This window comes from Sphingomonas sp. PvP018 (assembly GCF_017876865.1).
GTDB classification, from domain to species: domain Bacteria; phylum Pseudomonadota; class Alphaproteobacteria; order Sphingomonadales; family Sphingomonadaceae; genus Sphingomonas; species Sphingomonas aerolata.
Map to the genome: position 1 here is coordinate 2,956,485 of NZ_JAGIOU010000001.1, position 24,021 is coordinate 2,980,505.

Annotated in this window: 23 protein-coding genes; 9 read left to right on the forward strand and 14 right to left on the reverse strand. The window is 69.7% G+C overall.

What is annotated here, in order from left to right:
* Positions 1-19 precede the first annotated feature (19 nt).
* Positions 20-496 (forward strand): hypothetical protein, encoded by a 477-nt coding sequence (locus J3A66_RS13220; protein ID WP_209569319.1) that lies wholly within the window; start codon positions 20-22, stop codon positions 494-496.
* A 15-nt stretch (positions 497-511) separates the two neighbouring features.
* Here the strand turns inward: J3A66_RS13220 and J3A66_RS13225 are convergent, their stop codons facing one another.
* The 3 genes from J3A66_RS13225 to J3A66_RS13235 are packed head-to-tail and all read right to left on the reverse strand — an operon-like array spanning position 512 to position 2,161.
* Positions 512-916: a barstar family protein gene (locus J3A66_RS13225; protein ID WP_209569321.1), complete on the reverse strand. Its 405-nt coding sequence runs from the start codon at positions 914-916 to the stop codon at positions 512-514.
* Between the two features lie 19 nt (positions 917-935).
* Positions 936-1,076, reverse strand: coding sequence for a hypothetical protein (locus tag J3A66_RS13230; RefSeq protein WP_209569324.1), 141 nt, complete (start codon positions 1,074-1,076; stop codon positions 936-938).
* Positions 1,073-2,161, reverse strand: coding sequence for a Ca2+-dependent phosphoinositide-specific phospholipase C (locus J3A66_RS13235; RefSeq protein ID WP_245336820.1), 1,089 nt, complete (start codon positions 2,159-2,161; stop codon positions 1,073-1,075). The genes J3A66_RS13230 and J3A66_RS13235 overlap by 4 nt, the downstream gene beginning before the upstream one ends.
* A gap of 243 nt (positions 2,162-2,404) precedes the next feature.
* Between J3A66_RS13235 and J3A66_RS13240 the strand changes: the two genes are divergently transcribed.
* From J3A66_RS13240 to J3A66_RS13250, 3 genes are read left to right on the forward strand one after another with little or no spacing between them, the layout of a single operon-like run.
* Positions 2,405-2,893 (forward strand): YfiR/HmsC family protein, encoded by a 489-nt coding sequence (locus tag J3A66_RS13240; RefSeq protein ID WP_209569326.1) that lies wholly within the window; start codon positions 2,405-2,407, stop codon positions 2,891-2,893.
* A gap of 2 nt (positions 2,894-2,895) precedes the next feature.
* On the forward strand, positions 2,896-4,935 hold the full coding sequence (locus tag J3A66_RS13245; RefSeq protein WP_209569327.1) for a TonB-dependent receptor: 2,040 nt from the start codon (positions 2,896-2,898) through the stop codon (positions 4,933-4,935).
* A complete protein-coding gene (locus J3A66_RS13250) occupies positions 4,925-6,745 on the forward strand; it encodes a methyl-accepting chemotaxis protein (RefSeq protein ID WP_209569329.1) in 1,821 nt (606 codons plus the stop codon). The genes J3A66_RS13245 and J3A66_RS13250 overlap by 11 nt, the downstream gene beginning before the upstream one ends.
* 38 nt (positions 6,746-6,783) lie before the next feature.
* On the opposite strand, the gene J3A66_RS13255 is transcribed toward J3A66_RS13250, so the two are convergent.
* Positions 6,784-7,467 (reverse strand): HPP family protein, encoded by a 684-nt coding sequence (locus J3A66_RS13255; RefSeq protein WP_209569331.1) that lies wholly within the window; start codon positions 7,465-7,467, stop codon positions 6,784-6,786.
* A 113-nt stretch (positions 7,468-7,580) separates the two neighbouring features.
* On the opposite strand from J3A66_RS13255, the gene J3A66_RS13260 reads away from it, so the two are divergent.
* Positions 7,581-8,252 (forward strand): DUF6445 family protein, encoded by a 672-nt coding sequence (locus tag J3A66_RS13260; RefSeq protein WP_209569333.1) that lies wholly within the window; start codon positions 7,581-7,583, stop codon positions 8,250-8,252.
* Between the two features lie 2 nt (positions 8,253-8,254).
* Here J3A66_RS13260 and J3A66_RS13265 read toward each other — a convergent pair whose 3' ends face one another.
* Positions 8,255-9,049, reverse strand: coding sequence for a ThuA domain-containing protein (locus tag J3A66_RS13265; RefSeq protein WP_209569335.1), 795 nt, complete (start codon positions 9,047-9,049; stop codon positions 8,255-8,257).
* Between the two features lie 105 nt (positions 9,050-9,154).
* Here J3A66_RS13265 and J3A66_RS13270 point away from each other — a divergent pair, with 105 nt between their 5' ends.
* Entirely contained in the window at positions 9,155-10,096 is a 942-nt protein-coding gene (locus J3A66_RS13270) for a DUF1080 domain-containing protein (protein WP_209569338.1), read from the forward strand.
* On the opposite strand, the gene J3A66_RS13275 is transcribed toward J3A66_RS13270, so the two are convergent.
* Positions 10,062-11,081, reverse strand: coding sequence for an alpha/beta hydrolase-fold protein (locus tag J3A66_RS13275; RefSeq protein WP_209569340.1), 1,020 nt, complete (start codon positions 11,079-11,081; stop codon positions 10,062-10,064). The genes J3A66_RS13270 and J3A66_RS13275 overlap by 35 nt on opposite strands.
* A gap of 211 nt (positions 11,082-11,292) precedes the next feature.
* Between J3A66_RS13275 and J3A66_RS13280 the strand changes: the two genes are divergently transcribed.
* Genes J3A66_RS13280 through J3A66_RS13290 form a run of 3 tightly spaced genes read left to right on the forward strand, consistent with a single transcriptional unit; the run spans position 11,293 to position 15,289 of the window.
* The gene (locus J3A66_RS13280) at positions 11,293-12,582 is read left to right on the forward strand and encodes a cytochrome c (protein WP_209569343.1); all 1,290 of its coding nucleotides are present in this window, start codon (positions 11,293-11,295) and stop codon (positions 12,580-12,582) included.
* Positions 12,579-13,070, forward strand: coding sequence for a (2Fe-2S)-binding protein (locus tag J3A66_RS13285; RefSeq protein ID WP_209569345.1), 492 nt, complete (start codon positions 12,579-12,581; stop codon positions 13,068-13,070). Before J3A66_RS13280 ends, J3A66_RS13285 begins: the two co-directional genes overlap by 4 nt.
* Complete coding sequence (locus tag J3A66_RS13290) at positions 13,067-15,289, forward strand: molybdopterin cofactor-binding domain-containing protein (RefSeq protein ID WP_209569347.1); 2,223 nt, start codon at positions 13,067-13,069, stop codon at positions 15,287-15,289. The genes J3A66_RS13285 and J3A66_RS13290 overlap by 4 nt, the downstream gene beginning before the upstream one ends.
* A gap of 38 nt (positions 15,290-15,327) precedes the next feature.
* Here the strand turns inward: J3A66_RS13290 and J3A66_RS13295 are convergent, their stop codons facing one another.
* From J3A66_RS13295 to J3A66_RS13330, 8 genes are all read right to left on the reverse strand, one after another.
* A complete protein-coding gene (locus J3A66_RS13295; protein ID WP_031395307.1) occupies positions 15,328-15,693 on the reverse strand; it encodes a DUF4440 domain-containing protein in 366 nt (121 codons plus the stop codon).
* A 150-nt stretch (positions 15,694-15,843) separates the two neighbouring features.
* A complete protein-coding gene (locus J3A66_RS13300) occupies positions 15,844-18,714 on the reverse strand; it encodes a TonB-dependent receptor (RefSeq protein WP_281064173.1) in 2,871 nt (956 codons plus the stop codon).
* A 152-nt stretch (positions 18,715-18,866) separates the two neighbouring features.
* Entirely contained in the window at positions 18,867-19,187 is a 321-nt protein-coding gene (locus tag J3A66_RS13305; RefSeq protein ID WP_209570508.1) for an HNH endonuclease signature motif containing protein, read from the reverse strand.
* A gap of 31 nt (positions 19,188-19,218) precedes the next feature.
* Entirely contained in the window at positions 19,219-19,716 is a 498-nt protein-coding gene (locus tag J3A66_RS13310) for a metallophosphoesterase family protein (protein ID WP_209569349.1), read from the reverse strand.
* The gene (locus tag J3A66_RS13315) at positions 19,713-20,225 is read right to left on the reverse strand and encodes a peptide-methionine (S)-S-oxide reductase (RefSeq protein ID WP_209569351.1); all 513 of its coding nucleotides are present in this window, start codon (positions 20,223-20,225) and stop codon (positions 19,713-19,715) included. The genes J3A66_RS13310 and J3A66_RS13315 overlap by 4 nt, the downstream gene beginning before the upstream one ends.
* Complete coding sequence (locus tag J3A66_RS13320) at positions 20,222-21,025, reverse strand: SDR family oxidoreductase (RefSeq protein WP_209569353.1); 804 nt, start codon at positions 21,023-21,025, stop codon at positions 20,222-20,224. Before J3A66_RS13320 ends, J3A66_RS13315 begins: the two co-directional genes overlap by 4 nt.
* A 10-nt stretch (positions 21,026-21,035) precedes the next feature.
* The gene (locus J3A66_RS19545) at positions 21,036-22,574 is read right to left on the reverse strand and encodes a GMC family oxidoreductase (protein WP_209569355.1); all 1,539 of its coding nucleotides are present in this window, start codon (positions 22,572-22,574) and stop codon (positions 21,036-21,038) included.
* Positions 22,571-23,929, reverse strand: a complete 1,359-nt coding sequence (locus tag J3A66_RS13330; RefSeq protein WP_209569358.1) for an alpha/beta hydrolase — start codon at positions 23,927-23,929, stop codon at positions 22,571-22,573. The genes J3A66_RS19545 and J3A66_RS13330 overlap by 4 nt, the downstream gene beginning before the upstream one ends.
* Positions 23,930-24,021 lie beyond the last annotated feature (92 nt).

Consider the following 24,021-nt stretch of genomic DNA (forward strand, 5'->3'; position numbering starts at 1 on the left):
GGGCGGCACCGGAGGCCGCATGCCGCTGCGCCCCGTCCGTCCTTCACCGTCGTTCGGCTGGATCGCGGCGGCGATCATGGTCGCGCTGTTCGGCGCGATCGTCGTCGGCTGGCGCCAGCGGCAGCGCGGCGTCGCAGCGACCGCGATCGCCGTCGTGCGGGCTCCGACCATCCCGGTCGCCAGAATCCCGCCATTACCATCGGCGAGGCCGGCCGCGGTCGCACCGGTCGCCGCGAGCGTCGTGGCCGCACATCTCCGCACCGCCTACCCGCTGCTGTCCGACGTCACGATCGCCTGCCGCGACGATCGTTGCACGCTGACCGCGACGATCCGTCCGGTGACCGGGCAGGCGGATCTCGACCGGCGGCAGGAGATGCTGCTGGGGGGGCTCGCCGCGATGCTCGCTGCCGATGGATACCGGTTGGCGGTGCCGTTCCAGATGGACGAGGTCGCCGACAACCTGTTCCGCATCCGCGCATCGGTGACGCCGCGATAACCCGATTGCGCCGGGTCAGGCGCGGACGAGGTGGATGTTCGGGTGGTCGGCGATGATCGTCAGGATGGTGTCGAAATAGGTCTCGCCGCGGCCGTGTTCGAGCGCGTCGAGCTGGGTGGTGATGCGTGCGGCGTCGAAGGCCGTGTTCTGGAGCTTGGCGCGGAGATGGGCTCTGGTGGCGTCGATGCCGAGCGCGGCGCGGCTCGTCTCGATATCCCGCCAGACGAGGATGACCGGCGACTTGCCCGCAAGCGCGCCGTAGCTGCCGTAGAACAGGTCGTCGAGCGCATCGAGGCTGGGGCCGAGCGACCAGTCCTCGCCCGCCATGAAGACGCGGTTGATCTCGTCGTAGAAGCTCGCAATGTCGCGGATCGCGTGGCCGGCGATGGTGAGAGTCGTGGCCTTGGGGTCGTCGATCATCCGCGTGCTGGTCCGTCTGCTAGCTGGCGCCGGCCTCGATCCGGCACTGCGACATATCGGGGACAGCGCCCGCGGCGTGCGCGAGTTCCGTGCGTGCGGCGTCCATGTCGCGGCGGAAGTCGGGGGCGGTGTGCAGCGTGGCGACGAGCACCGGCTTCACCTGGCGGATCCTTCGAGGTCGCCGCATTGCTTGGCGATGCGGACCGGGTTGCAGCGCGCGACATGGCCGTCGGGGAGCGCGACGCGGTAGCCGCCGGCGAAGCGCGGATCGGGCCAGAGATAGTCGGTCGAGACATAATGCGCGCCGCCCGCCAGCGCGGTGTCGCGCGGCACGCGGTCATTGGCGCGCGCCTCGCGCGTGTTGGCGTCGGCGCGGGTGCGGACGAGGAAGCCCGCGCGTACGTCGCGGCGGATGCGTTCGGCGTCGCGGACCGGGTCGTTGAGCGTCAGATAGGCGGCGGCGGGCGACGCCTCGTCGGTGTTGATGAAGAACACGCGGCCTTCGAGCGAGCGCCGCGCGCCGCGATAGACCGCGACCTTGGCGGGGGGCTCGTCGAGCGCGAACAGGAATTTGCCGCGCGACGCCTCGAGCAGCGGCCAGTTGTCGGCGAGGACGGCGTCACGCAGCGTCGGATAGCGGCCCTGCACGTCGTCGGGCACGATCAGCCTGGCCGGCGCGAGCACCGAGCGGATCTCCGCATCGAGCGCGTCATAGGCGGCCGCGTCGAACGGCAGCGCGTCGATGCCGCCGCGCGCGGCGTTCTGCTCGTCCTTGGCGTTGAACATCAGCAGGATCGGGACGTGGCGCGGATGGCGGGCGGACCAGTCGCGGACGATTCCCAGGCATTCGGTGAGCAGGACGCAGCTCGACGCATTGTCGATGCCGGGGATGTGCAGCACCTTGAAGCCCGGCCGCTGCAGCTTCGGGTCCGACGATCCGCGCGCATAATGCCCGCCCTGCGGATCATAGTTCACGTCGATCTCGAGCTGGCGCGCGCCCGCGTCGAGCTGGTCGACGAGGCTGCGATGCGCATAGTCGAGCGCGTCGGCCATCGCCGGTTCTGCCGCGCGCACCTTCGCCATCGTCGCGGCGGGCATCGGCTGCTTGTAGCTGTTGTGCGTGCCGATGACGGCGATGTCGTTGATCCGCAGCGGTGGGCCGGCATCCTTCGCGGTCGCGGTGCCTGCGAACAGGGCGAGGGGGAGAACCGCCGCGGTCGCCCGCAGCATCGTCGAGATACGCATGATTGTCCTGCCCTGTTGGCGCCCGGCCGGCGTCGTCCGCGGGCTATGGCCGCGCCAGATGACGCGCCGAGGACCGTTCTGTTACGCGACCGTCTTAATTGGGCGCGCGGCGGCCCGCGCGATGGGGCCGCAGATTGTGTATCGCGGTCTCTAAGCCATTAACTAATTGGACAATATCGGGTGATACTCGCTGTCCCCTCAGTGGGGGACAGCGTGTTTAGACCTTGGATATGGATGTGCGGCGTGGCCGCGCTGGGCAGCGCGACGCCGTTGTCCGCGGAACTGAACGTGCCGATCGCGGCGCGGGTCGTGTCGTTCCTTCAGCCCGGTCCGGCGGGGACGGTCGCCGCGGCGATCGTGTTCGAGCCGGGCAATGCGGCATCGGAGGCCGAGGCGGCGGCGATCGAGCGGGCGATCGGATCGGGGCTGGCCGCCGGACGCAGTGCGATCCGCGCGCGCCGCGTGCCGGTCGGGGCGATCGGGTCGCTGGCCGGATTCCGCCTCGCCTTCATCACGACGGGGTTGCGCCCGGAGCATGCCGGCATCGCCGCCGCGGCCGCCAGATCGTCGGTTCTGACGATCTCGTCGGACCCCGCCTGCGTGCAGACCGCGCGATGCGTGGTCGGCATCACCTCGGGTCCCAAGACCCAGATCACCGTCAATCGCGCCGCGGCGCGGGCTGCCAATATCAGATTCGGGTCGGCATTCCTGATGCTGATCAAGGAAATTTAACGATGACCGTTTCGACTTTCGCCACCGGATTGCGCGCCATGCTGACGGCCGGTGCAGTGCTGTGCCCGGCCGTCGCAGGTGCGCAGGCCGTCGATTACCAGGCGTTGCAGGAGACGATCGGCGAGCCGGTGACGACCAGCGTCACGGGCAAGCCGCAGCGCGCGTCCGAACTGCCCGCCTCCGCGATCATCATCACCCGCGAGGATATCGCGCGGTCGCCCGCCCGCGACGTACCCGGGTTGCTGAAGACGCATGCCGGCATCGACGTGAACAGCTGGACCGCGGGGCAGAGCGACGTGTCGGTGCGCGGCGGCGTGCAGACCTATAATGCGCGGCTGCTCGTGCTGGTCGACGGACGCCAGGTCTATCTCGATCACTACGGGATGACCGACTGGAATCTCCTGGGCGTCCAGCTCGAGGAGATCCAGCAGATCGAGCTGGTGCGCGGGCCGGCGAACGCGCTGTTCGGGTTCAACGCCGCCAGCGGTGTCGTCAACATCATCACCCGGCGCGTCGGCCAGACGCCGACCGTCACCGCGACCGCCGAGCTCGGCAATCACGACATCAGCCGGCTCGCCGGGTCGGTGACGCTGCCCGTCACCCCGGCGATCGGGATCCGGCTGGCCGGGGTCCGCGCGCGCGAGGACGAGCGTCGCATCCCGGCGACGCTGCTGCGCCCGGCGATGGTCAGCGACGTCGCGAGCGACCAGGTGTCGGGCGACATCACCGGTTCGTTCGACGGACTGGAGACGGTGCTGGGCGGCGGCCATTCGACCAATCGGCAGGCCGAGTATCTGCCGAGCCAGCTGCTGTCGAACCAGCGCTATCGCAGCGACAACGTCCATGCCTCGGCCACGCGCGACACGGGCTGGGGCGGCGTGACGCTGGGCGGCTATGTCAACTGGCTCGATGTGCACTATGGCGTCGGCGCGACGGCGGATGCGACCGAGCCGCTCGGGTTCAAGAACCGGATCATCGTCACCCAGGCGTCGACGCTGGTCCGGCTGGGCAAGAGCGATACGCTGCGGCTCGGCGGCGAATATCGCAACAACCGGCTGCGCTCGGCCTATCAGTTCGCCGAGCGGATTTCCTATGACGTCGGATCGGCCAATGCGATGCTCGACCTGCATCCGGACGAGGCGATTTCGATCACCGCGGCGGCGCGGATCGACCGGCTCTGGCTGCACCAGGCGGGCGCGATCGCGCAGCCGAGCTATGACGTGGCGAGCGACTTCGACCGGGCCTTCACGCGGTTCAGCTTCAACGTCGCGCTGCTCGTCCAGACCGATGCGCGCGGCCAGCTGCGGATCAATGGCGGTCGCGGCTACCAGCTGCCGTCGCTGGTGAATTACGGGATCCGCCTGCCGATCATCACCCCGGCGCCGGTGCCGATCTTCGTGGCAGGGTCGCCGCGGATCGATCCGGTCGGCGTGTGGAGCGGCGAGGTCGGCTATGCGCGGACGATCGGCGGCACGCAGATCGAGGCGAACGCGTTCGTGACGAAGACGGACAATGCGATCGCGTCGCCGGGCGACGGCCTGCAGACCGAGCTGTTCCTGACCCCGCTGCCCTCGCTCGTCGCGCGGTTCACGGCGATCGGCGACTATACCACCTATGGCACCGAGGTGTCGGCGTCGGGTGCGGTCGGTGCGCTCACATGGCGCGCCAATTATACCTGGACGCACACCGACGAGCAGCTGGCGTCGCTGACGCTGCCGATCCCCTATGCGCTGTCGCCCAAGTCGACGACGCCGGTCCACAAGGCGAATCTGGCGCTCGGCTATGACATCGGGCGACTGTCGCTGTCGGGGGTCGCGCGCTACACATCGTCGACGCGGCAATTCGCCTTTTCGTCGACTCCGCAGCTGCTGCTCTACCGGGTCGACGATGCGGTGGCGCTCGATGCGCGGGCGGGGCTGCGGCTGACCTCCGCGCTCGAAGTCTATGTCGCGGGCGAGAATCTGGCGCTGGCCGACGGCGCCGCGGTATCGCCGATCCCGGCGGATCGTCGCGTGCGCGCAGGGGTGCGACTTGCGCTTTAACGCGTTCTTCCGGCTGTCGGACCGGCTCGACCGCAGGCTGGCGCTTGCCGACCGGCCGATCGCGGTCAAGGTCGCGGCGACGCCGGTCATCATGCTGGTGCTGTTCGTGGTGATGGCGCTGGCCAGCACCGCGGCGCTGCTGATCACCGGGCGCAGCGTCGACGACATCGTCAACCGCGACATGCGCGATATCAAGCAGCTCAACGCGATCACGCAGCGGTTCGATATCGCCAATGCGAACGTCTATCACCTGCTGGTGACGAAGGCGGCGACGCCGACGATCGCGGTCGACGGGCAGGTGGCGGCGATCCACCGCGACCTGGCCCGGGTCCGTACGGCGCTGGTCGGCTACCGGCGCAGCCATGCCGGGCAGCGCGCACAGCTGGGCCCGGTGCTGGCCGATCTCGACCGATATACCGCGACCGTCGACGTGCTGACGTCGATGCTCGAGGTCGACTTTGCCAGCACCGCGGCGATGGTCGACCCGTTTCGCGCCAATGCGCAGCAGATCGATACGCGGATCCGGCGCGTGACCGCCGCGGGGATCGGCCGCGCCGGGCAGGCGGCATCGGGGGCGCTGCTGGTCACGCATGTCACGATCGCGATCCTGCTGCTCGTCCTGCTCGTCGGCACGGGCGGCAGCTTGGTGATGGCCTATGTGATCGGGCGATCGATCATCGGCTCGATCACCGACATTGCCGCGGCGACGGATGCGGTGATGCACGAGGCGGCGATCGATCTGTCGACGCTCAAGCGGCATGACGAGCTGGGGCTGGTCGTCACCGCGCTGACGACGTTCCAGACGCAGCGCGAGGATGCGAAACGCCTCGCGGATCAGGCCGAGCTGCTGCGCCTCCATGCCGAGGAGGAAAAGGCGCGCCAGGCCAGCGCGATCGCCGAGGTCGAGGCGCAGGCGCGGCGCGAGCGCGAGGCCACGCTGGCCGCGCTGGCCGAGGCGTTCGAACGCCAGGTCGGCGGCATCATCCGCGAGGCGCAGGAGGCGATGGCGCTGCTCGAGGCGAATGCGATCAGCCTGCACGAGACGATCGAGGGCAATCGCCGGCTTGCACAGGAGCTCGACGCGATCGCGCAGCTGTTCGCGACCGAGATGCTCGAGGCGGGCAAGGAGACGCATCTGCTGGCGCACACCTTCGAGGAGATCGACCGGGAGGTGGCGGGGACCAGCCTCGCCGCCCGATCGATCAGCGACCATGCGCGCAGTGCCAACGATACCGTCGCGCTGTCGCAGGAACAGGCCAGCAGCATCGAGCAGATCGTCGACGTGATCAGCGCGATCACCAAGCAGACCAACCTGCTCGCGCTCAACGCGACGATCGAGGCGGCGCGCGCGGGTCCTGCGGGCGCGGGCTTTTCGGTGGTGGCGGCCGAGATCAAGTCGCTGGCGACGCGGACGGGCGCGAGCGCGGGCGACGTGCGCTCGAAGATCGAGGCGGTGCAGGACCAGATCCGGTCGGTCGTGGCGAGTACGGGCAGTCTGGGGGCGCTGATCAACGGCATGGACGACGGTGCGGGCCGGGTGGCGGCGATGTCGCGTGCGCAGGCGCAGGCGATCGAACAGCTCAACGGGCGGATCGAGGCGGTCGAGGACCGCAGCCAGATGCTCACCGAGGCGAGCCAGCAGATCGCATCGTCGGTCGATCGCAACCTCGCTTCGGTCGACGAGGTCCAGCGGACCGGCGCGATGCTGAAGCGGACGCTGCAGTCACTGGCCGACGACGCGCATGCCTTTACCCGCCATTTCCTCGGCGACGATGCGGGGCCCGAGCGGCAGCAACGGCAGGTCGCGTGATCTTGCCGGACTGACGCGTCGCGCGACCTGATCCGCGCTCAGCTGCGCTGGCGGCGTTGCGCGTGAAGTTCGGCCTTGGCGAGCAGCGCGTGGAGATCGTCGCGGGCGATGTCGAAGCTTTCGTGCATGTCCTCGAGCGCGGCGTCGATGTCGTCGGGGTGAAATCCAGCCGCGCGCCGTTCAGCCGCGATCGCCGCGGAGGGCAGCGTAGCGTGATGCGGATAGGGGCGCCGCGTCACGCGGTAGAAGAGGCCGGCGACCAGCACGAGCACGACCGAATTGAGCGCGACGGGGACGAGCGCGAAGGCATAGCCCGCCGCATGGATGCCGGGCCCGCCGATCACCGCGGTCAGCGCCGCCGCGCCGCCGGGCGGGTGCAGGCAGCGGAGCAGCGACATCGCCAGGATCGCAGCCCCGACCGCCACGCCCGCGGCCAGCTTGGCGTCGGGGATGAGCTGAAACGCGGCGACGCCGATCGCGGCGGACAGCGTGTTGCCGCCGATCACCGGCCAGGGCTGTGCCAGCGGGCTCGACCGGACCGCAAAGACGAGCACCGCCGACGCCCCCAGCGGCGCGACGATCTGAGGAACGTCGCCGGCGGGGAGCAGCGCGACGCAGACGAGCATCGTCAGCGCGATGCCGATACAGGCGCCGACGCCCCCGAGCAGGCGGTCGGCGGGAAAGGCCGTCGCCCAGAAGGCTTTGGCGCGGGGCAGGGGCATGAGCGATCGTCCGTATGGCTGAGCGTGCCGCCCCTACGCTGCGCCCGTGCATTGCGCTATGTCGCGCGTCACCGGGATCGCTAGAGGACGGTAAAGATGGATGATGGGCAGGCATGATGCTGGGGGATGTGACCAGGCGGCGTATCGGCCGCGAGGCGGAGCCGCTGGTGATCATCGACGGCTTTGCCGAGGATCCGGACGGATTGCGCAAGGCCGCGGCGGACGCGGCGTTCGGATCCGCGGGCGAGCATTATCCCGGTCTCCGCGCGGCGCTGCCCGAACGTTATCTGGCCGACCAGCTTCCGCGCATCGCCCGCGCGCTGGGCCGCGATTTCGGGCCGTGCCGCCGCATCCATGTCGTCGATGCGCAATTTTCGATCGTCACGGTGACGCCCGACGCGCTCGAGATCCGGCAACGGCTGCCGCATGTCGATGCCTATGCGCGCGACCGGATCGCGCTGATCCATTATCTGTCGCCGACGAACCGCGACGGGACCGCCTTCTTCCGTCACCGCGCCACCGGGTTCGAGACGGTCGACGAGACGCGCGCGCCCGACTTCTTCGAACGGCTCGGCCGTGAGGTCGCGGCGATGCCGCCGCACGGCTATATCGCCGACGATACCGCGTTGTTCGAGCGGACCGCGCTGGTCGATGCCGCCTATAACCGGGCGCTGCTGTACCGCAGCTATGTGCTGCACAGCGGCGCGATCGCGCGCGATGCGGTGTTGTCGGCGGATCCGGCGGCGGGGCGGCTGACCATCACCGCGTTCCTCGCGATCGAATGACGCTATGGCCGGCCCGCCCAGCGGATCGCGTTGACGAGCACGCGCCGATAGGTCGGATCGTCATAGGCCTCTGGTAAATGGCCGAGCGCCGAATAGACTACGCGGCCCTTGGTGCGCGGGTTGGTCCAGATGACGGGGTGCGTCCCCATCGCGAGCTTCGCGCCCGGACGGTAGCTCGCCTCGTCGAGCGTCGCGAGCACGGTCATCCCGCGGGCGGCCGGATTGGCATTGAACGAATACCATTCGTCGAGCGCGGTCCAGGGCAGGCGCACCCCCGCCATGACCGGATGGTCGGGGCGGTCGACGACGAGCCGCGCGCGCTGGAACTGATCCTCGCCGCCCGGATGGCCGATGAACTTCGTGCCGATCACCGTGTCGCTGTACCAGGCGTCGGTATGGCTGTCGTCGCCCGCGGCATGCAGCGCGACGACGCCGCCGCCGCGCGCGACGAAGCGGGCGAAGGCCGCGCGCTGGTCTGGCGTCAGGAATCCACCGCTGGCGCTGTTGAGCACGACGACGGAGAAGTGGCGCAGCTGTTCGTCGTTGAAGACCGCCGCATTTTCGGTCGCGTAGCTCGTGCGACCCAGGCCCTGCACGATGTCGGCGAGCACGCGGTTCGAATGCGGGATATGTTCGATATGCCGCCAGCCATTGGTCTTCGACACGATCAGCACCGCGTGATCGAGGCCCTTGGGCAGCACGGGGGCGACGGAGTCGGTCGTGGCCCTCGGCAAATGCGGATCGGGCGCGGCCTGCGCCGTGGTGAGCAGGGCGGCCAGCGCCAACATCTTGAGCATCGTGCAATCTCCCACCCGGTCCTAGCGCGCGGGACCATCGGAGTTCAACTGGTAGCGATAACGCGCTATGCTAAGCCATAAATATGATGGGGGAGTTGAGGGCGAATGTCTGGAAAATCCAAGCGCGCGCTGGTCGCGCTGATGCTGGTATCCGCGCCTGCGACCGCGCAGACGTCTCAGGACCGGGCGCGGGCGATTGCGGGGGAGCCCGCCGCGGCGCCGCAGCGGCTTAGGCTGACCGACGTTCCCGTGGCGACGGGCAAGCCGACCGCGCTGTTCGACGGGCGCAGCCTCAAGGGCTGGACCGCGTGGCTCGGCTATCCCGACCCGTCGATCACCTATCAGGCAAAGCCGGGCATGCCGCCGATCGGCACGAGCCGGGACACCAAGGGCGACTTCGCGGTGCGCAGCGTCGACGGGGCGCCGGCGATCTGGGTGAAGGGCGAGACCTGGGGCAGCCTGGTCCACCAGGCCGATCTTCGCGACTATCATCTGCGGCTGCAGTTCAAATGGGGCACCAGGACCTGGGCACCGCGCGCGACGCAGCCGCGCAACAACGGCCTGCTCTATCACACCCATGGCGCGCCGGGCGAGGTGTTCGGCACGTGGCGGCCGTCGGTCGAGTTCGAGATCATGACCGGATCGACCGGGATGATCGTCGCGGTCGGCGGCAAGCTGCGCGGCCATACCGGGGTGACGTTCGATCCGTCGCTGGTCGAACCGCATCTCCGCTTCCGTGCCGGGGGACGCGAGATCGACATCGTCAACGGCACGCCGACCTGGAACGTCGAGGCGGCTACCGACGCCGAGCGGCCGGTCGGCGCGTGGAACACGCTCGACCTCTATGTCGTCGGCGACCGCGCGGTGCATGTCGTCAACGGCGTCCCGGTCGGCGAAGTGCATGATCTGGCGACGATCGGCCCCGACGGCCGGCAGCCGCTGACGCATGGTCGGATTCAGCTGCAATCCGAAGGCGCCGAGACCTGGTTCCGCGCGATCACGGTCGAACCGATCACGACCCTGCCGAAGATCGTCGTGGGGAAGTAGGGGTCGGGACAGCAGGGAGCGGGGCGTGCGCGGCTGCGGGCTGGTCGCGCCAGATCCAGCGCAGCATGTCGGGCAGGATCGCGCCGCCGTCCGCGTCCGAATGGCCACCGCGCGTCCAGGCTGTCCTGACGTCGTAGCGCGGGCCCGGGCGGTGATCCGCATCGGCCTGCGCGTTCGCCCATGCGAGGCTCTTTGCCATCTGCTGGTTGGCGAGAAACCAGTTGCCATGTTCGTTGTCGAGATCGGCGGCCCCGTCCTGCAGGACGATGCGCAAGGGGCGGATCGGGCTCTTGCGGATGAGCCCCGGATAGAGGTCGCCGCCGAGCGTGCGCGGTGCGCCGTCCGGGCCGAGCGTGAGGCCGATCGACGTATAGCTGCCGATGAAGCTGATCACGTTGCCGAACGCTTCCGGATGCCGCCAGGCGATCGTCCAGGAGGCGATCGCGCCGCTCGACGTGCCGCCGATCGCGCGGCGCTTCGGATCGTCGGCGAACCGCCAGCGTGCCGCGACCGCGGGGAGCAGTTCGTTCAGCGTCATCCAGCCATAATCGTCGGACAGCGCGTCATATTCCTCCACCCGGTGATCCGGATTGGCCATGCCGAGCGTGTCGGGATAGTGCGCCGCGCGGTGACCGGGGGTCACGAAGATGCCGAGCGTCGGCGGGATCGCGTGCTGCAGGATCAGCGTGTCGAGGACCGCGGGGACCCTGAGCGACCCTGCCGGATTCGTCGCACGCTGCCCGTCCTGGAACAGCAGCAGATTGGGCGGCCGGCGCGGATCATAGCCTGGCGGGACATAGACCCAGTAGCGCCGCACCGTGCCGGGAAAGCGCTGAGAGTGGAGCTCGAACGGGCCGGCCAGCGTTCCCCGCAGCGTTGGTGCCAAGGCCGGTGGGGGCGCAGTCTGCGCGGGGGTCTGCGCAGCTGTCGCCGACACGGTCAACGCGGCGCCCAGCAGGGCCGCCGCCGTCAGGATCTCGCGCATCTCCGCCCCCCTCATAGTATCGGGTCAGCCTAGCACAGCGCGGGCGCGGTGCGAATCGGTGCGGCGGGTCGGGATTATCTCCCGGCGCGGGGAGATTGTCGGCATCCGGATCGTTCAATCCCCGTCCGATCGGCCCGTGCGTCCGATGTCACACGGGGGAGACGAGACGATGCATCGGACGGCGTTCGGCGACGCAAGGGTCTAGGCGAGGATGAGCCGGCCCGGGATCAGGCGCATCGTCGTCATCGCCGCGGTTCTGCTGGGCCTGTGCGGGATCGCGTTCGCAGCAATCGCGTACCGGCCCGCGATCGCCCGCGTGACGCGCCCCGATCCCCGGCAGTTCGATCCCGCGCTGGTCGCGCGCGGTGCAAATCTGGCACGACTGGGCAATTGCGTCAGCTGCCATCAGGCGGCGGGCGGGCGTCCCTATGCGGGCGGCTATCCGATCAAGACGCCGTTCGGGACGATCTACGGCAGCAACATCACGCCCGATGCCGCGACCGGGATCGGATCATGGTCGCCAGCCGCGTTTCGCCGGGCGATGCGCGAGGGCGTCGGGCGCGACGGCAGCCATCTCTATCCGGCCTTTCCCTATACCCATTATGCGGGCGTGGCGGACGGCGATGTGGACGCGCTCTACGCGTTCCTGATGACCCGGCCGGCGGTGCGCGCGGTGCCGCCCGCGAACCGGATGATCCCGCCGCTCGGCTTCAGGCCGCTGCTGGCGGGCTGGAAGCTGCTGTTCTTCGATCCGCAGCCGGTGGTCGCCGATCCGCGCCAGTCGGCCGCGTGGAACCGGGGGCGCTATATCGGCGAGACGCTGGCGCATTGTACCGCCTGCCACAGTCCGCGCGGGCTGTTGCAGCAGGAGAAGCGCGGCGACCGGGCCTATGACGGCGGCTGGTCGGGCGGCTGGTATGCGCCGCCGATCAACGCGCGCTCGCCCGCGGTCCGCGCCTGGACCGTCGAGCGGCTCGACGCCTATTTCCGGACAGGGCTCAGCACCGCGCATGCCGCGGCGGCGGGGCCGATGGGGCCGGTCACCTATAATCTGGCGCGCGCGGCGCCGGCCGATGTCCGCGCGCTCGCGACCTATTATGCGTGGCAGATGCGCGCTGCGCCTGCCGCGCGGGCCGAGCCGCGGCTGCCCGATCGTCGCGCGCTCGCGAGCCAGCGGCATCCCGAGGGCGCGCGGCTGTATGCGGGGGCGTGCGCGGTCTGCCACGAGCCGGGGGCGGCGATGATGGTCGCCGGGCGACCCGCGCTGCCGCTCGGCACGCCGCTGCACGAGGCGAACCCGCGCGACACGATCCAGGTGATCCTCAAGGGGCTGAAACCGCCGGTCGCGCCGCGTGGGCCGTACATGCCCGCCTTTGCCGATGCGCTGGACGACCGGCAGGTGGCCGAGATCGTCGCCTATCTGCAGGTCCGGCACGGGACGGGACCGGCCTGGCCGGACCTCGAGAAAGACGTCGCTGCGGCGCGCAAGGAGGGTGAATGATCGACCTGACCGTCAACGGGGCGACCGCGCGCGTCGATGTCGATCCCGCCACCCCGCTGCTCTATGTGCTGCGCGACGACCTGCGGCTGCATGCGGCCAAGTTCGGGTGCGGGCTGGGGCAGTGCGGGGCGTGCACCGTGCTGGTCGACGACCGGCCGGTCTTTGCCTGCCTGCTGCCGGTCGGTGCGGTCGGTGCGCGCACGGTCACGACGGTCGAGGGGCTGGGCAGCGCGGAGGCGCCGGGCGACGTCCAGCGCGCGTTCCTGCACGAGCAGGCGGCGCAGTGCGGCTATTGCATCCCCGGGATGATCGCGCGTGCCGAGGGGCTGCTGCGCAAGACGGTGACGCCGACCGAGACCGAGCTGCGCAGCGCGATGGCGCCGTCGCTCTGCCGGTGCGGGACGCATATGCGGATCCTGCGCGCGGTGCGGCGCGCGGCGGTGATGCGCGGCGGCGGGGTGGTCGAGCCTGCGGAGCCGGTGACGTGAGCGGACAGGCGTCGCGGCGCGACATACTCGGCGGGCTGCTGGTCGCCTTCGCGCTCGCGCCGACGGCCGCGCTGGCGCAGACCGGCGGCGGCGAGGGCAGCGGCGGACCGCCGACGGTCGCGCCCGATTTGCCGGGGACGCTCGCCAAATTTCCCGATCTCGACGCATGGATCCGCATCGGTGCCGATGGCCGGGTCACGGTGTTCACGGGCAAGGTCGAGCTCGGCACCGGCGTGAAGACCGCGATGGCGCAGCTGGCCGCGGACGAGCTCGACGTCGCGATCGGGCGGGTCGACCTGATCACCGCGGATACCGGGCTGACCCCGAACGAGGGCGTGACCGCGGGCAGCCAGACGCTCGAGCAGAGCGGTACCGCGATCGCCGATGCCGCCGCCTGTGTCCGGCTGCTGCTCGCCGAGACCGCGGCGGCGCGCTGGGGCGTGGCGGCGACGACGCTGTTCACGCGCGACGGCGTCGTGCTCGACGGGCAGGGACGGCGTGCGACCTATGCCGAGCTGGCCGCGTCGACGTCGCTGGCGGTGCGCGCGCGCGCCGACGTGCCGCGCAAGCCCGTGGCGGCGCGGCGGCTGATCGGGCGGCCGGTGCCGCGCGTCGACCTGCCCGCCAAGCTGACCGGGCTGCCGAGCTATGTGCAGGACATGCGGCTGCCGGACATGGTGCATGCGCGCGTCCTGCGCGGGCCGTCCTCGGGGACGCGGCTGACGCCCGACCTTGCCGCGCTGCGACGGCAGCCGGGCGTCGCGCGGGTCGTGCAGGTCGGGCGGTTCGCGGCGATCGTCGGTCCGCGCGAATGGCCGCTCGAACAGGCGCTGCGCGTCGCCAATCAGAGTGCGTGGGCGCGCGACGCGGCCGTGCCCGCGCTGCCGCCGATGCCCGCGGGACTGCTGGAGATGCGGCGCGAGAGCAGTGTGATCGACACGCGTCGCGACGCGTCCGCGGCGCCGGGCGTGCGGCGGCTGTCGGCGCGGTACGACCGGCCGTATCTGATGCACGGTGCGATCGGGCCGTCCTGCGCGGTGGCGCTGATGGCCGAGGGACAGCTGACGGTCTGGACGCACAGCCAGGGCGTCGAGCCGCTGCGCACCGCGATCGCCGAGCTGGTCGCGATGCCCGCCGACCGCGTCCGCTGCGTCCACCGCGAGGGGGCGGGCTGTTATGGGCATAATGGGGCGGACGACGTCGCGGGCGATGCCGCGCTGGTCGCACGCGCAATGCCCGGCGTTCCGGTCCGGCTGCAATGGAGCCGCGAGCAGGAGCATGGCTGGGAACCGCTCGGGCCCGCAATGCTCGCGCAGATCGACGCGACGCTGGATGCGTCGGGGCGGATCGTCGACTGGCGGCATCAGGTGTGGAGCAACACGCACAGCACGCGGCCCGTCGCGGCGGGCGACCTGCTCGCGGGCGTGGAGGTGGTGCCGCCATTCGCGCCGACGCCGCCCAAGCCGATCCCGCAGCCCAATGGCGGCGGCGATCGCAACGCCATCCCGCTCTATCGCTTCGCCAACCAGAGCATCGTCAGCCATTTCCTGCCCGACATGCCGGTCCGTGTCTCGGCGCTGCGCGGGCTGGGCGCGCATCTGAACATCTTCGCGCTCGAAAGCGCGATGGACGAGCTGGCGGCGGCGGCGGGGCGCGACCCGGTCGCGTTCCGGCTCGCGCATCTCGACGATCCGCGCGCTGCAGACGTGATCCGGCGCGCGGCGGCGCGGTTCGGGTGGAGCCGCTACCGGCCCCGGCCCAATCGCGGGCGGGGCATCGCCTTTGCGCGCTACAAGAATCACGGCGCCTATTGCGCGGTCGCGCTCGATGTCGAGCGGATCCCCGACGAGGGGCGGCTGGTCGTCCACCGCGCGGTCGTCGCGGTCGACAGCGGCGAGGCGGTCAATCCCGACGGCATCCGCAACCAGGTCGAGGGCGGGGTGCTCCAGTCGCTGAGCTGGACCGCATATGAGTCCGCGGGCCACGACGGTGCGCGCCGGACCGATTATGACTGGAGCGGCTATCCGATCCTGCGGTTCGCAGACGTGCCGCACAGCGTCGTCGTCGAGGTCATCGACCGTCCGGGTACGCCCTTTCTCGGCACGGGCGAGTGTGCGCAGGGGCCCACCGCCGCCGCGCTCGCCAATGCGCTGGCGGCGGCGACGGGGGTCAGGATCAGGAGCATGCCGCTGGCGGGGGGGCTGGCCGCGCACTCCTGATCACCGGCGGTCGTGGGACGACCGCCGTATCGGTCGGCTCAGGCGCCGCCGGCGACCGGGGCGAGCGTCTGCTGGTGCTGGACCACGCGCCATTCCTCATGCTCGAGCCGGCGCATCGTGGTGGTGCAATAGGCGGTATAGCCGGTTGCGCCCTCGCGGCTCGCCTCGGCCTTGTAGGCGATCGCGATCAGGCCTTCCTGCGGGCGCATGATCTGCTGTTCGCTGAACCGGACCTCCGACCAGCGCGGCGTATCGGCGACTGCCTCGATCGCCTGCGCGCCGGTCATCACGAAGGGCTGCTCGGGGAGCACCATCACGCATTCGTCGTCGATCAGCGTGTGATACTGGTCCGCGTCGCCCGTCCACAGGCTTTCTTCAAATGCCCAGACCCTGGTGTCGTCCATTGCTCGTCTCCTTCTGTCGGGGTCGAGCGCGGGGACGGCCTACTTCGTTCCTCACAATCGGTGAGACGAGGGTCTTTTGGCGATCGGAGCATCCTATGTTTCCGACGCCTGTGTGGCTGCCGACCGACGCGCCGGTCGGCAGCCCTCGTCCTACAGCCCGTAGGAGAGCCGCAGGTACCCGAACCGGCCCGGGATGTCATAGGTCGTCGGGTCGAAGTTGTTCAGGCTGCAGCTGAAGCAGGCGGGGGGATCCTTGTCGAAGACGTTGTTCACGCCGAAGGTCAGCGCGAGTTTCGAATCGAGCCAGGCCGGCCGGAACTGGAGCTGGACGTCGCCGTAGAGGCGGCTCTTCAGGGCGTTCTCCGCAGCGATCTCGTCGACATTATCGATATAGCGTCCGGTGACGCTGGCGGTGACCGGCCCCACCGACCAGTCGATCGTGCCCAGTCCCTTGAAGTGCGGATAGGTCTGATCGGGCGAGCCGCGTTCGGTGCCGACATAGTCGGTCGTGACGAAGCCGTCGGTCGCGGGCGTGCGCTCGCTGTACTTGAGCAGATAGTTGCCCGAGACGTAGAGGCCGAAGCGCCCGGCGCCCGTTTCACCCGAGCGGACCGTCAGCGTCGCGTCGATGCCCTTGGTGCGGATGCCGCCGGTGTTGAGCAGCAGGCCGTTGATCGCGGTCACGATGCCGCTGGGGGCACGCCGCACCGCCGCGCAGCTGAGCGCGTCGCCGGTCTGGGCGCAGCGGCTGAGCAGCACCTGGGCCGGGATCGACGCGATCGAGTCGTCGACCTTGATGTCGTAGTAGTTGACCTCGAGGCTGAGCGCCGAGAGCGTGCCGCCGCGGGCCCAGCTGGGGCTGTAGACGCCGCCGAACAGCAGCGTCCGGGCGGTTTCGGGGCGCAGCTCGCTATTGCCGCCGGTGAGCACCGGCAGCTGGCCCGAGGGTTCGGCGTAGCTGCCGCTGGCGGGGACGCCGTTGGCGACGCAGTTCGCGCGGACGGTCGGGTTGGACTGGAACAGCCCGCCCGCGGCGCTGGTGCAGGGATCGTCGATCGAGGCGTCGAACCGCGACTGCGCGCCGAACAGCTCGCCGATCGACGGTGCGCGCAGCGATTCGGCATATTGGCCGCGCAGCAGCAGGTCGCTGACGGGCTTCCACAGCGCGCCGCCGCTGAGCGTCGTATTGCCCCCGAAGGTCGAATAGTTGGAGTGGCGGACCGCGCCGTTCAGCTCGAGCGAGGCGATGCCGGGAATGTCGCGCAGCAGCGGCAGGCGGATTTCGCCATAGACCTCGTCGACGTTGAACTTGCCGCTGGCTGCCTGTGCCGGGATGTCCGCGCCGAGGCCCGCCTGGATGATCGGGTCGGGCGTGAAGCTGCCGAACTGATAGCGATGCTCATAGCCGACCGCGATGCCGACCGGCCCGCCGGGCAGGTCGAACAGCTCGCCGGAGATATTGGCGGTATAGTCGTTCAGCTTCTGGCGGCTGCGGTCGCGTTCGTCGAAGCCGATATAGCCGAGCATCGCCGGGGTGATCGAGCCGACCCCGCCGAAGAAGTTGAACGGTACGCATTCCCCGGTGCACTGGCTGATCGGGCCGATCGCGCGGGCAAGGCGCGCGGCGTTGATGTTGCCGGTAAACAGCTGCTTGGCATCGTTATAGCCGATGACCGCGCTCGCATCCCAATACCAGTTGTGCCCGAACATCTGGAACTTGCCGTCCAGCGTGCCGGTCAGCGACATGGTGTCGACCTGCTGGCTGTAGGTGCGCTGCCCCGCCTCGACGAGGCGGCGGAAGATCGCGGTGTAGTTCTGCCCGGGGACGAGCGTCACGCCGAACGGGTTGAACGGGTTGGTCGCATCGACCGAGAGCGTGTCGAGCATGTTGCCGTTGCCGACGTCGGGACCGATGCCGAGCGGGAGGAACGCCGCCTGGTTCTGCGAATTGCGGCGGTTATAGACCGCCTTCACGCGCAGGTTGAGCGCCTCCGAAAACTCGGCGCGCGTGTTGACGAAGCCGCCGAACCGCTCGACCGGCGTCAGGAAATAGTTGAGCGGGGCGAAGTTGAACCGATCGGCGGCGGTGAACGCCTTGAAGTCGCCGGTGGCGAGTGTCGGGTCATAGACCGGCCGGCCGCTGGCGACGGGGCCGCGCAGCGTGATGTTCTGGCCGTTCACCAGGAACCGGCCGAAGGGCGTGAAGCTGGAGCAGCCGCCGATGGGTTCGGAGCAGCTCGTCTGGCCCGGATTGGGGAATTGCGAGATGTCGCGGTCGGCGGCGCTGACCGATTCCTGCTTGGTGTAATAGCCGCCCGCGACGACGTGCACGCCCTGGCTGCCAAAGCCGTAGCTCAGCTGGTAATCCTGCGTCTTGCCGTCATTGTCGCCGAGATACTGGCCATATTGCGCCGATCCCTTGAACCCCTTCTGGTTCTGTTTGGTGATGATGTTGACGACGCCAGCGATCGCGTCGGATCCGTATTGCGTCGAGGCGCCCGATTGCAGCACCTCGATCCGCTCGATCATCGAGGACGGGATCGAGTTGAGATCGACCGTCGCCGGGATGCCGCTGGCCGACGCGCCGTTGACGAAGCGCAGGCCGTCGACGAGCACGAGCGTCCGCTTGGGGCCGAGATAGCGCAGGTCGAGCACCGCGGAGCCGGCACCGACGCCGCCGCCGTCGGGCGGGTTGCCGAAATTGCCCGAGCTGTTGAACTTCGAATTGAGGCCGCCCGACGAGGCGGGCAGGCGCTGCAGGATGTCCGCGACGGAAGACAGACCGGTGCGCGCGATCGCGTTCTCATCGACGGTTATGACGGGCGATGGCTGATCGAGCGGGTCGCGACGGATGCGCGATCCGGTGACGATGATGTCTTCGGTGGGGGCCTCGGTCGCCGCGGGGGCGGTGGGCGTCTGGGGGTCGGTCGCCAGTTGCGCCGCGGCGCCATTGGCCGCGATCAGCAGGCCCGCGCCCATCGCCATCCGCGACGAGCGCATCATCCATTTCGTCCAACGCATTTCTGTCCCCCTTGTGACACCCCGTTTTACGGCGGTGCACCATGGTTACGACGAAAATGGTTTTTATGACCATATGTTGCTGCTCCGTTACGATCGGCAACGGTAAATTGCGAAACGGGTGTTGCTTGCGGGTTACACCATCGGGCGTCCGTTCAGGCGGTGCTGCGCTTGCGCGTGGGGGCGCGGAAGTCGGGGGGCTTGTCGACGATCCAGCGCAGGTAGCGGGCGATATCCTCGCGTGCGCGGAGCTGGTCCATCGTCGCGTAGCTGGTGGCGAGGTCGCGGTTTGCGACGAAGGCGTGGATGGTGCGGTGGCAGATCGGGTGCACCGGCACGGTCTGCGTACCGCCCTCGCTCTTGGGGACGATATGGTGGCGCTCGACACGGTGGCTGAGCGGGCGGCCGCACAGGGCGCAGGGCGGGTCGTCCGCAGCCTGCGCGGTCCGTGCCGCCGCCTCGGCCAGTCCGGCCATGCGTTTCACGCGCCCGCCCATTCCGCTTCCCCTATCGCCGGGGCGCGAGCAGGCTGTCGAGCCGGACCGGCGCATAGTCGTGACCGTCGACATCGACGCCGACGTCGAACTGGCGCAGCATCGGCTTCAGCCGGCCATGGCTGTGCCCGTGCAGGTTGAGCGCGCCGCGGTGCTGGCCGTTCCAGCTTCGGAACGGGTAATGGCACAGGACGAGCCGCCGGTCGTCGAGCGTGATTTCCGCATAGTCGGCGACGCTGGCCCAGCCGGGTGCCGCCAGCGTCGCGTCGGGATCGTTGTTGCCGCGCAACAGGTGCTTGGTCCCGTTCAGCCGCGCGAGCAGCCCGGCCACGTCCGCGGGGCGACGGGCGACGTCGCCAAGGTGCCACACCACGTCCTGCGGCCCGACGACCGCGTTCCACCGCTCGATCAGCGCTGTGTCCATCGCGGCGGTGTCGGCGAACGGTCGGCGCGCGATGTTGATCGTGCGGTGGTCGCCGAAATGCGTGTCGGCGGTGAAGAAGACGCTCACGCGCGCGGCTCCGCGGGCAGGGCGACGGCGGCGAAATGGGTGCGGATATAGTCGAGTTTGGGATCGATGTAGCGGCGGCAGAAGGGCCGGTCGGGATCGGTCCGGTAGTAATTCTGGAAGCGCGCGTCCGAGGGCCGGAAGCCGGTGCACGGCAGGACCAGGGTGCGGGCCGGTGCCGCCGTCTCGGCTGCGAACCGGGCGATCGCGGCTTCGGCGTCGGGGCGCTGGCCCTGCTCGAAGACATAGATGGCGCTGCGATAGCGTCCGGCGGGGGAATAGCCGGATTTCGCCGAATGCGTACGCAGATGGACCTCGGACAGCGTTGCTAGGTTGATGGCGGCTGGATCGAACGTCACGATGACGCCCTCCGCCCAGGCGTCCGACGGCGCCTCGGACTGGAGGAAGCCCTGCTCGACCGTCTGCACGCCGCGGAGCGCCTGAAAGACGCCCTCGGTGCACCAGTGGCACCCGCCGCCGAACCCGATCCGGTGCACGCGCTGTTCCGTCATCCGGCGATCGTGAACACCGAGCCGGAATCGACGCGGATGCCCGCGCCGTTGATGAAGCTCGCCCGCTCCGAGCAGAGGAAGGCGACGGCGGCGGCGACCTCCTCGGCCTTGCCGCGGCGCTTGAGCACCATGCCCGGGCGTTCCTCCTCGAGGAAGCTGTCGATCGCCGCGTCGAAGCTCTCACCGCGCTCCTCGGCACGCTTGCGCATCATTTTATCGGTCATCGGCGTCGCGATGAACGCGGGCGAGACGGTGTTCACGAGGACATTGTCGCCGCCATAGGCCTTGGACAGCCCTTTCGCGAGCGCGAGAATCCCCGCCTTCGACGCGCAATAGGCGAGTTCGTCGACATAGGGCTGCACCGCGTCTTCGGAGGCGAACAGCACGATCCGGCCCCAGCTGCCCTTGCGCATCGCCGGGATCGCCTCGCGGCACATGCGCACCGCGCCCATGAGGTTGATGTCGAGCGTCTGCTCCCACCCGGCATCGTCGACGTCGAGAAAGTCGCCGGTCGCGCCCGTCACGCCCGCGGCGTTGACGTAGATGTCGGGATCGCCGAGCCGCTCGCGCACCTCCGCCCAGATCGCGCGGACATCGTCGAGGCTGGTGACGTCGCCGGTCACTGCGACGACCTCGCCGAGCGGTGACAGTTCGGTGAGCGCCGCGTCGAGCGTGCCGCCCGGCTGGTCGGTGATCGCGACGCGCACGCCGGCCTCGAGGAGCAGTCGCGCGGTTTCCTTGCCCATGCCGGAATCCGCGCCGCTGATCAGCGCGATGCGCCCCTTGATACCCAGATTCATGTGAAACTCCTCAATCGTCGGATGCGAGAAAACGGTCGGCGGTGCGCAGCGACAGCGCCATGATCGTCAGCGCGGGATTGGCCGCCAGTGCGCTGGGAAAGATGGAATTGTCGCAGATCCGCAGGTTCGCAATGTCGAAGCTGCGACCGTCGGAATCAACCACCGCGGTGTCGCCTTCATGCCCCATGCGGCAGGTGCCGATGGTATGCGCCGAGCGATCGACCGCGAAGATGTCCTGCGCGCCTGCCGCCGCCCAGATATCGGTGAGCGTACGCCGCGCGTGGCGATCGATCGCCTGTTCGTTGGCGTGATAGCTGAAGTCGATCCGCGCCTTGCGGTGACCAAAGGCGTCGACCTCGTCGGCGAGCGTCAGCCGGTTGTCGACATGCGGCAGGCATTCGCCGTTGATCCCGATCCCGGCCATCCGGTTGTAGCCGCGCAGGAGCGTCTGCAGCCGTTCGCCCCAAAGGCCGGCACCGCGGGCGAGCCCGGTGGCGAGGTTGACGGGGAGCACGCCGAGACTCTGGATCAGATAGCCGCCCGCGCAGCCGGCATCACCGGGTCGCATCATGTCCTCGCTGATCAGCGACGAGGGATAGCCGCGGTTCATCCGCATCTCCGCGTCAAACCGGCCCCAGATCTGGGTCGCGACATGCGCCATGAAGTTGCGCCCGACCTGACCGCTCGAATTGGCGATGCCGAGGTTGAGCAGCAGCCGTGGCGTCTCGATTCCGCCGGCGCACAGGAAGACCGCGGCGCAAAGCTGGCGATGCTCCTGCCCGTCCTGGCTGTACACGACCGCGCTGATCCGGCCGCTGTGGTCATAGTCGAACGCGACCACGCGCGCGCCGGCGCGGATCTCGGCCCCATGCGCGACCGCGAGGGGCAGATAGGTCGTGTCCATGCTCGTCTTGGCGGCGTTGCGGCAGCCCTGGTGACAGGCGCCGCAATTGACGCAGGCCTGGCGCTGTCCCCAGTGCGGCTGGTCGCGATCGCGCGAGACCAGGGCGGCGGGGGCGTCGGTCGCGGTGATGCCGAGCGCCGCACAGCCGCGTGCCATCGCGTCGGCGGCGGCGTTGCGCGCGACGGGGGGATAGGCGTAGCGGCGGGTGGCGTCCCACGGATAGTCGGCAGGGCCCGAGACGCCGGTGAACGCCTCGACCTCCACGATGTACCGGGTCAGCTCGTCAGGATCGATCGGCCAGTCGGCGCCTTCGCCGGTCAGCGTCTTGAGCCGCAGGTCGCGGGGATCGGGGCGCGGGCAGAAGGCGCCCCAGTGCAGCGTCGAGCCGCCGACCCCCATGCCCGAATTGTTCGACCCGAACGCGGTCGGCGTCGATCCGCCGCTCAGCCGTTCCTCCATCCAGTAGATGTCGGCCGCGACCTCGTCGGCGACATGCTCGTCGGGGCGGAAGGCGCGGCCCGCCTCGAGCGCGACCACCGACAGGCCCGCCTGGGCGAGCCGGGCGGTGAGCGGCGCACCGCCCGCGCCGGTGCCGATCACGACCGCATCGACGACGTCATTCGCACCATGCTGCCTCGTCGTCACGCCCCACGCTCCTGCGACGGGCGCTGCCACGCTTCGGGATCGTCGGCGCCGGTGCGGGTATAGCCCTGCTTGCGGGGGCCATCGCCGCCGACTGCAAAGCCGTCATAGCCGATCGCGGCCATCGTCGCGGGCTGCGCCATCCAGATGCGGACCGTCTCGGCGCGGACATCCTCGAACCAGAGCCGCATCTGCACGGGCGACAGGCGGGTCGCGTCCTCTTCGATGCCGACCGTGCCGCCGGCGATGCGATCGAGCCAGCCGTCCTGGTCCGGATCGGCCAGCGCGACGAAACCGCCGGTCGCCGTATCGAGCGTCGCGAGCCCGCGCGACCACGCCGCGCGGTCGTCCGGCAGCTCGGCGAAGCGCCAGCCGTCGCCCACACCCTGCGCGACCGAGTCGAGGATGCGACCCGCCAGCGCACGATCGGCGCCGCAATCGGGGAGGATCCGGGCCACCAGCGCCGCGACGGTCGCATGGTCGGCGTCGTCCCATAACGCGGTACCGACGGGCATCGGGTAGATCCGGTCGAGCATCGCGGCGCGCGTCCCGCTGCTGACGCGATCGGAGTCGAGCAGCCGGGCGAAATCCTCGGGCAGCGCGGCCGTCGTCGCCAGTGCCGCGTGCTCGCGGATCAGCGCGGCGAGCGCGCGGGGCTGTTCATAGGGGATGAGGTGCGCGGCACCCTGGACGACGCGCACCCGGGCATTGGCATAATGCGGCAGGTTGAGCCGGCGTTGCGCATCCTCGCCGAGATCGCCGTCTTCGGTCCCGGCAATGATCAGCGCGGGGAGCGCGAGCTGCCCGACTGCGGCGGCCCAGTCCTCGCGGCTGCCGCGTTCGAGCCAGCCGAGCCAGGCCGCGCGGTTCGAGCGTCGCACGTCGTCGATCGCCTGATCGCGCATGGCCTCCGGGAGCGTCTCGGCGGTGTTGGCATCGACGAAGGTTTCCGCATTCTCGCGCGACGCCGGGCCATCGGCGAACCACCCGATCATCTCCGCCCGGCGTTTTTCGTCCATCGGTTCGGGCGAGGGGGGCGAGGCGGCGACGAGCACGACGCCGAGAATGTTTGCGAGACCCGGTTCGCCCGCGGCGGCGCGCGCGGCGACGAGCGTGGCGATCTTGCCCCCCATGCTGTGCCCGACGAGCACGCAGGCGGTGAGGTCGCGGGCGCGGATTTCCTGCGCCAGCCAGTCGGTCATCGTCCCGACATCGGCATGCCCCGTATCGGCCGCGTCGCCGAACCCCGGCAGATCGAGCGCGACGCAATCATGGTCGGACAGGTGATCGGCGACCTGCTGCCATTCGCGCGCGCTGGCGCCAAGGGCGTGTAAAAACAACAAGGTGGGTGGGGTCATGGGGCCTCGCGAAACTGACCCCTACCGGACGATGCAGGCGCGGAACCGTTCCATCGCACCGGCCGCCGCAATTGACATAGATCAATTTGGTG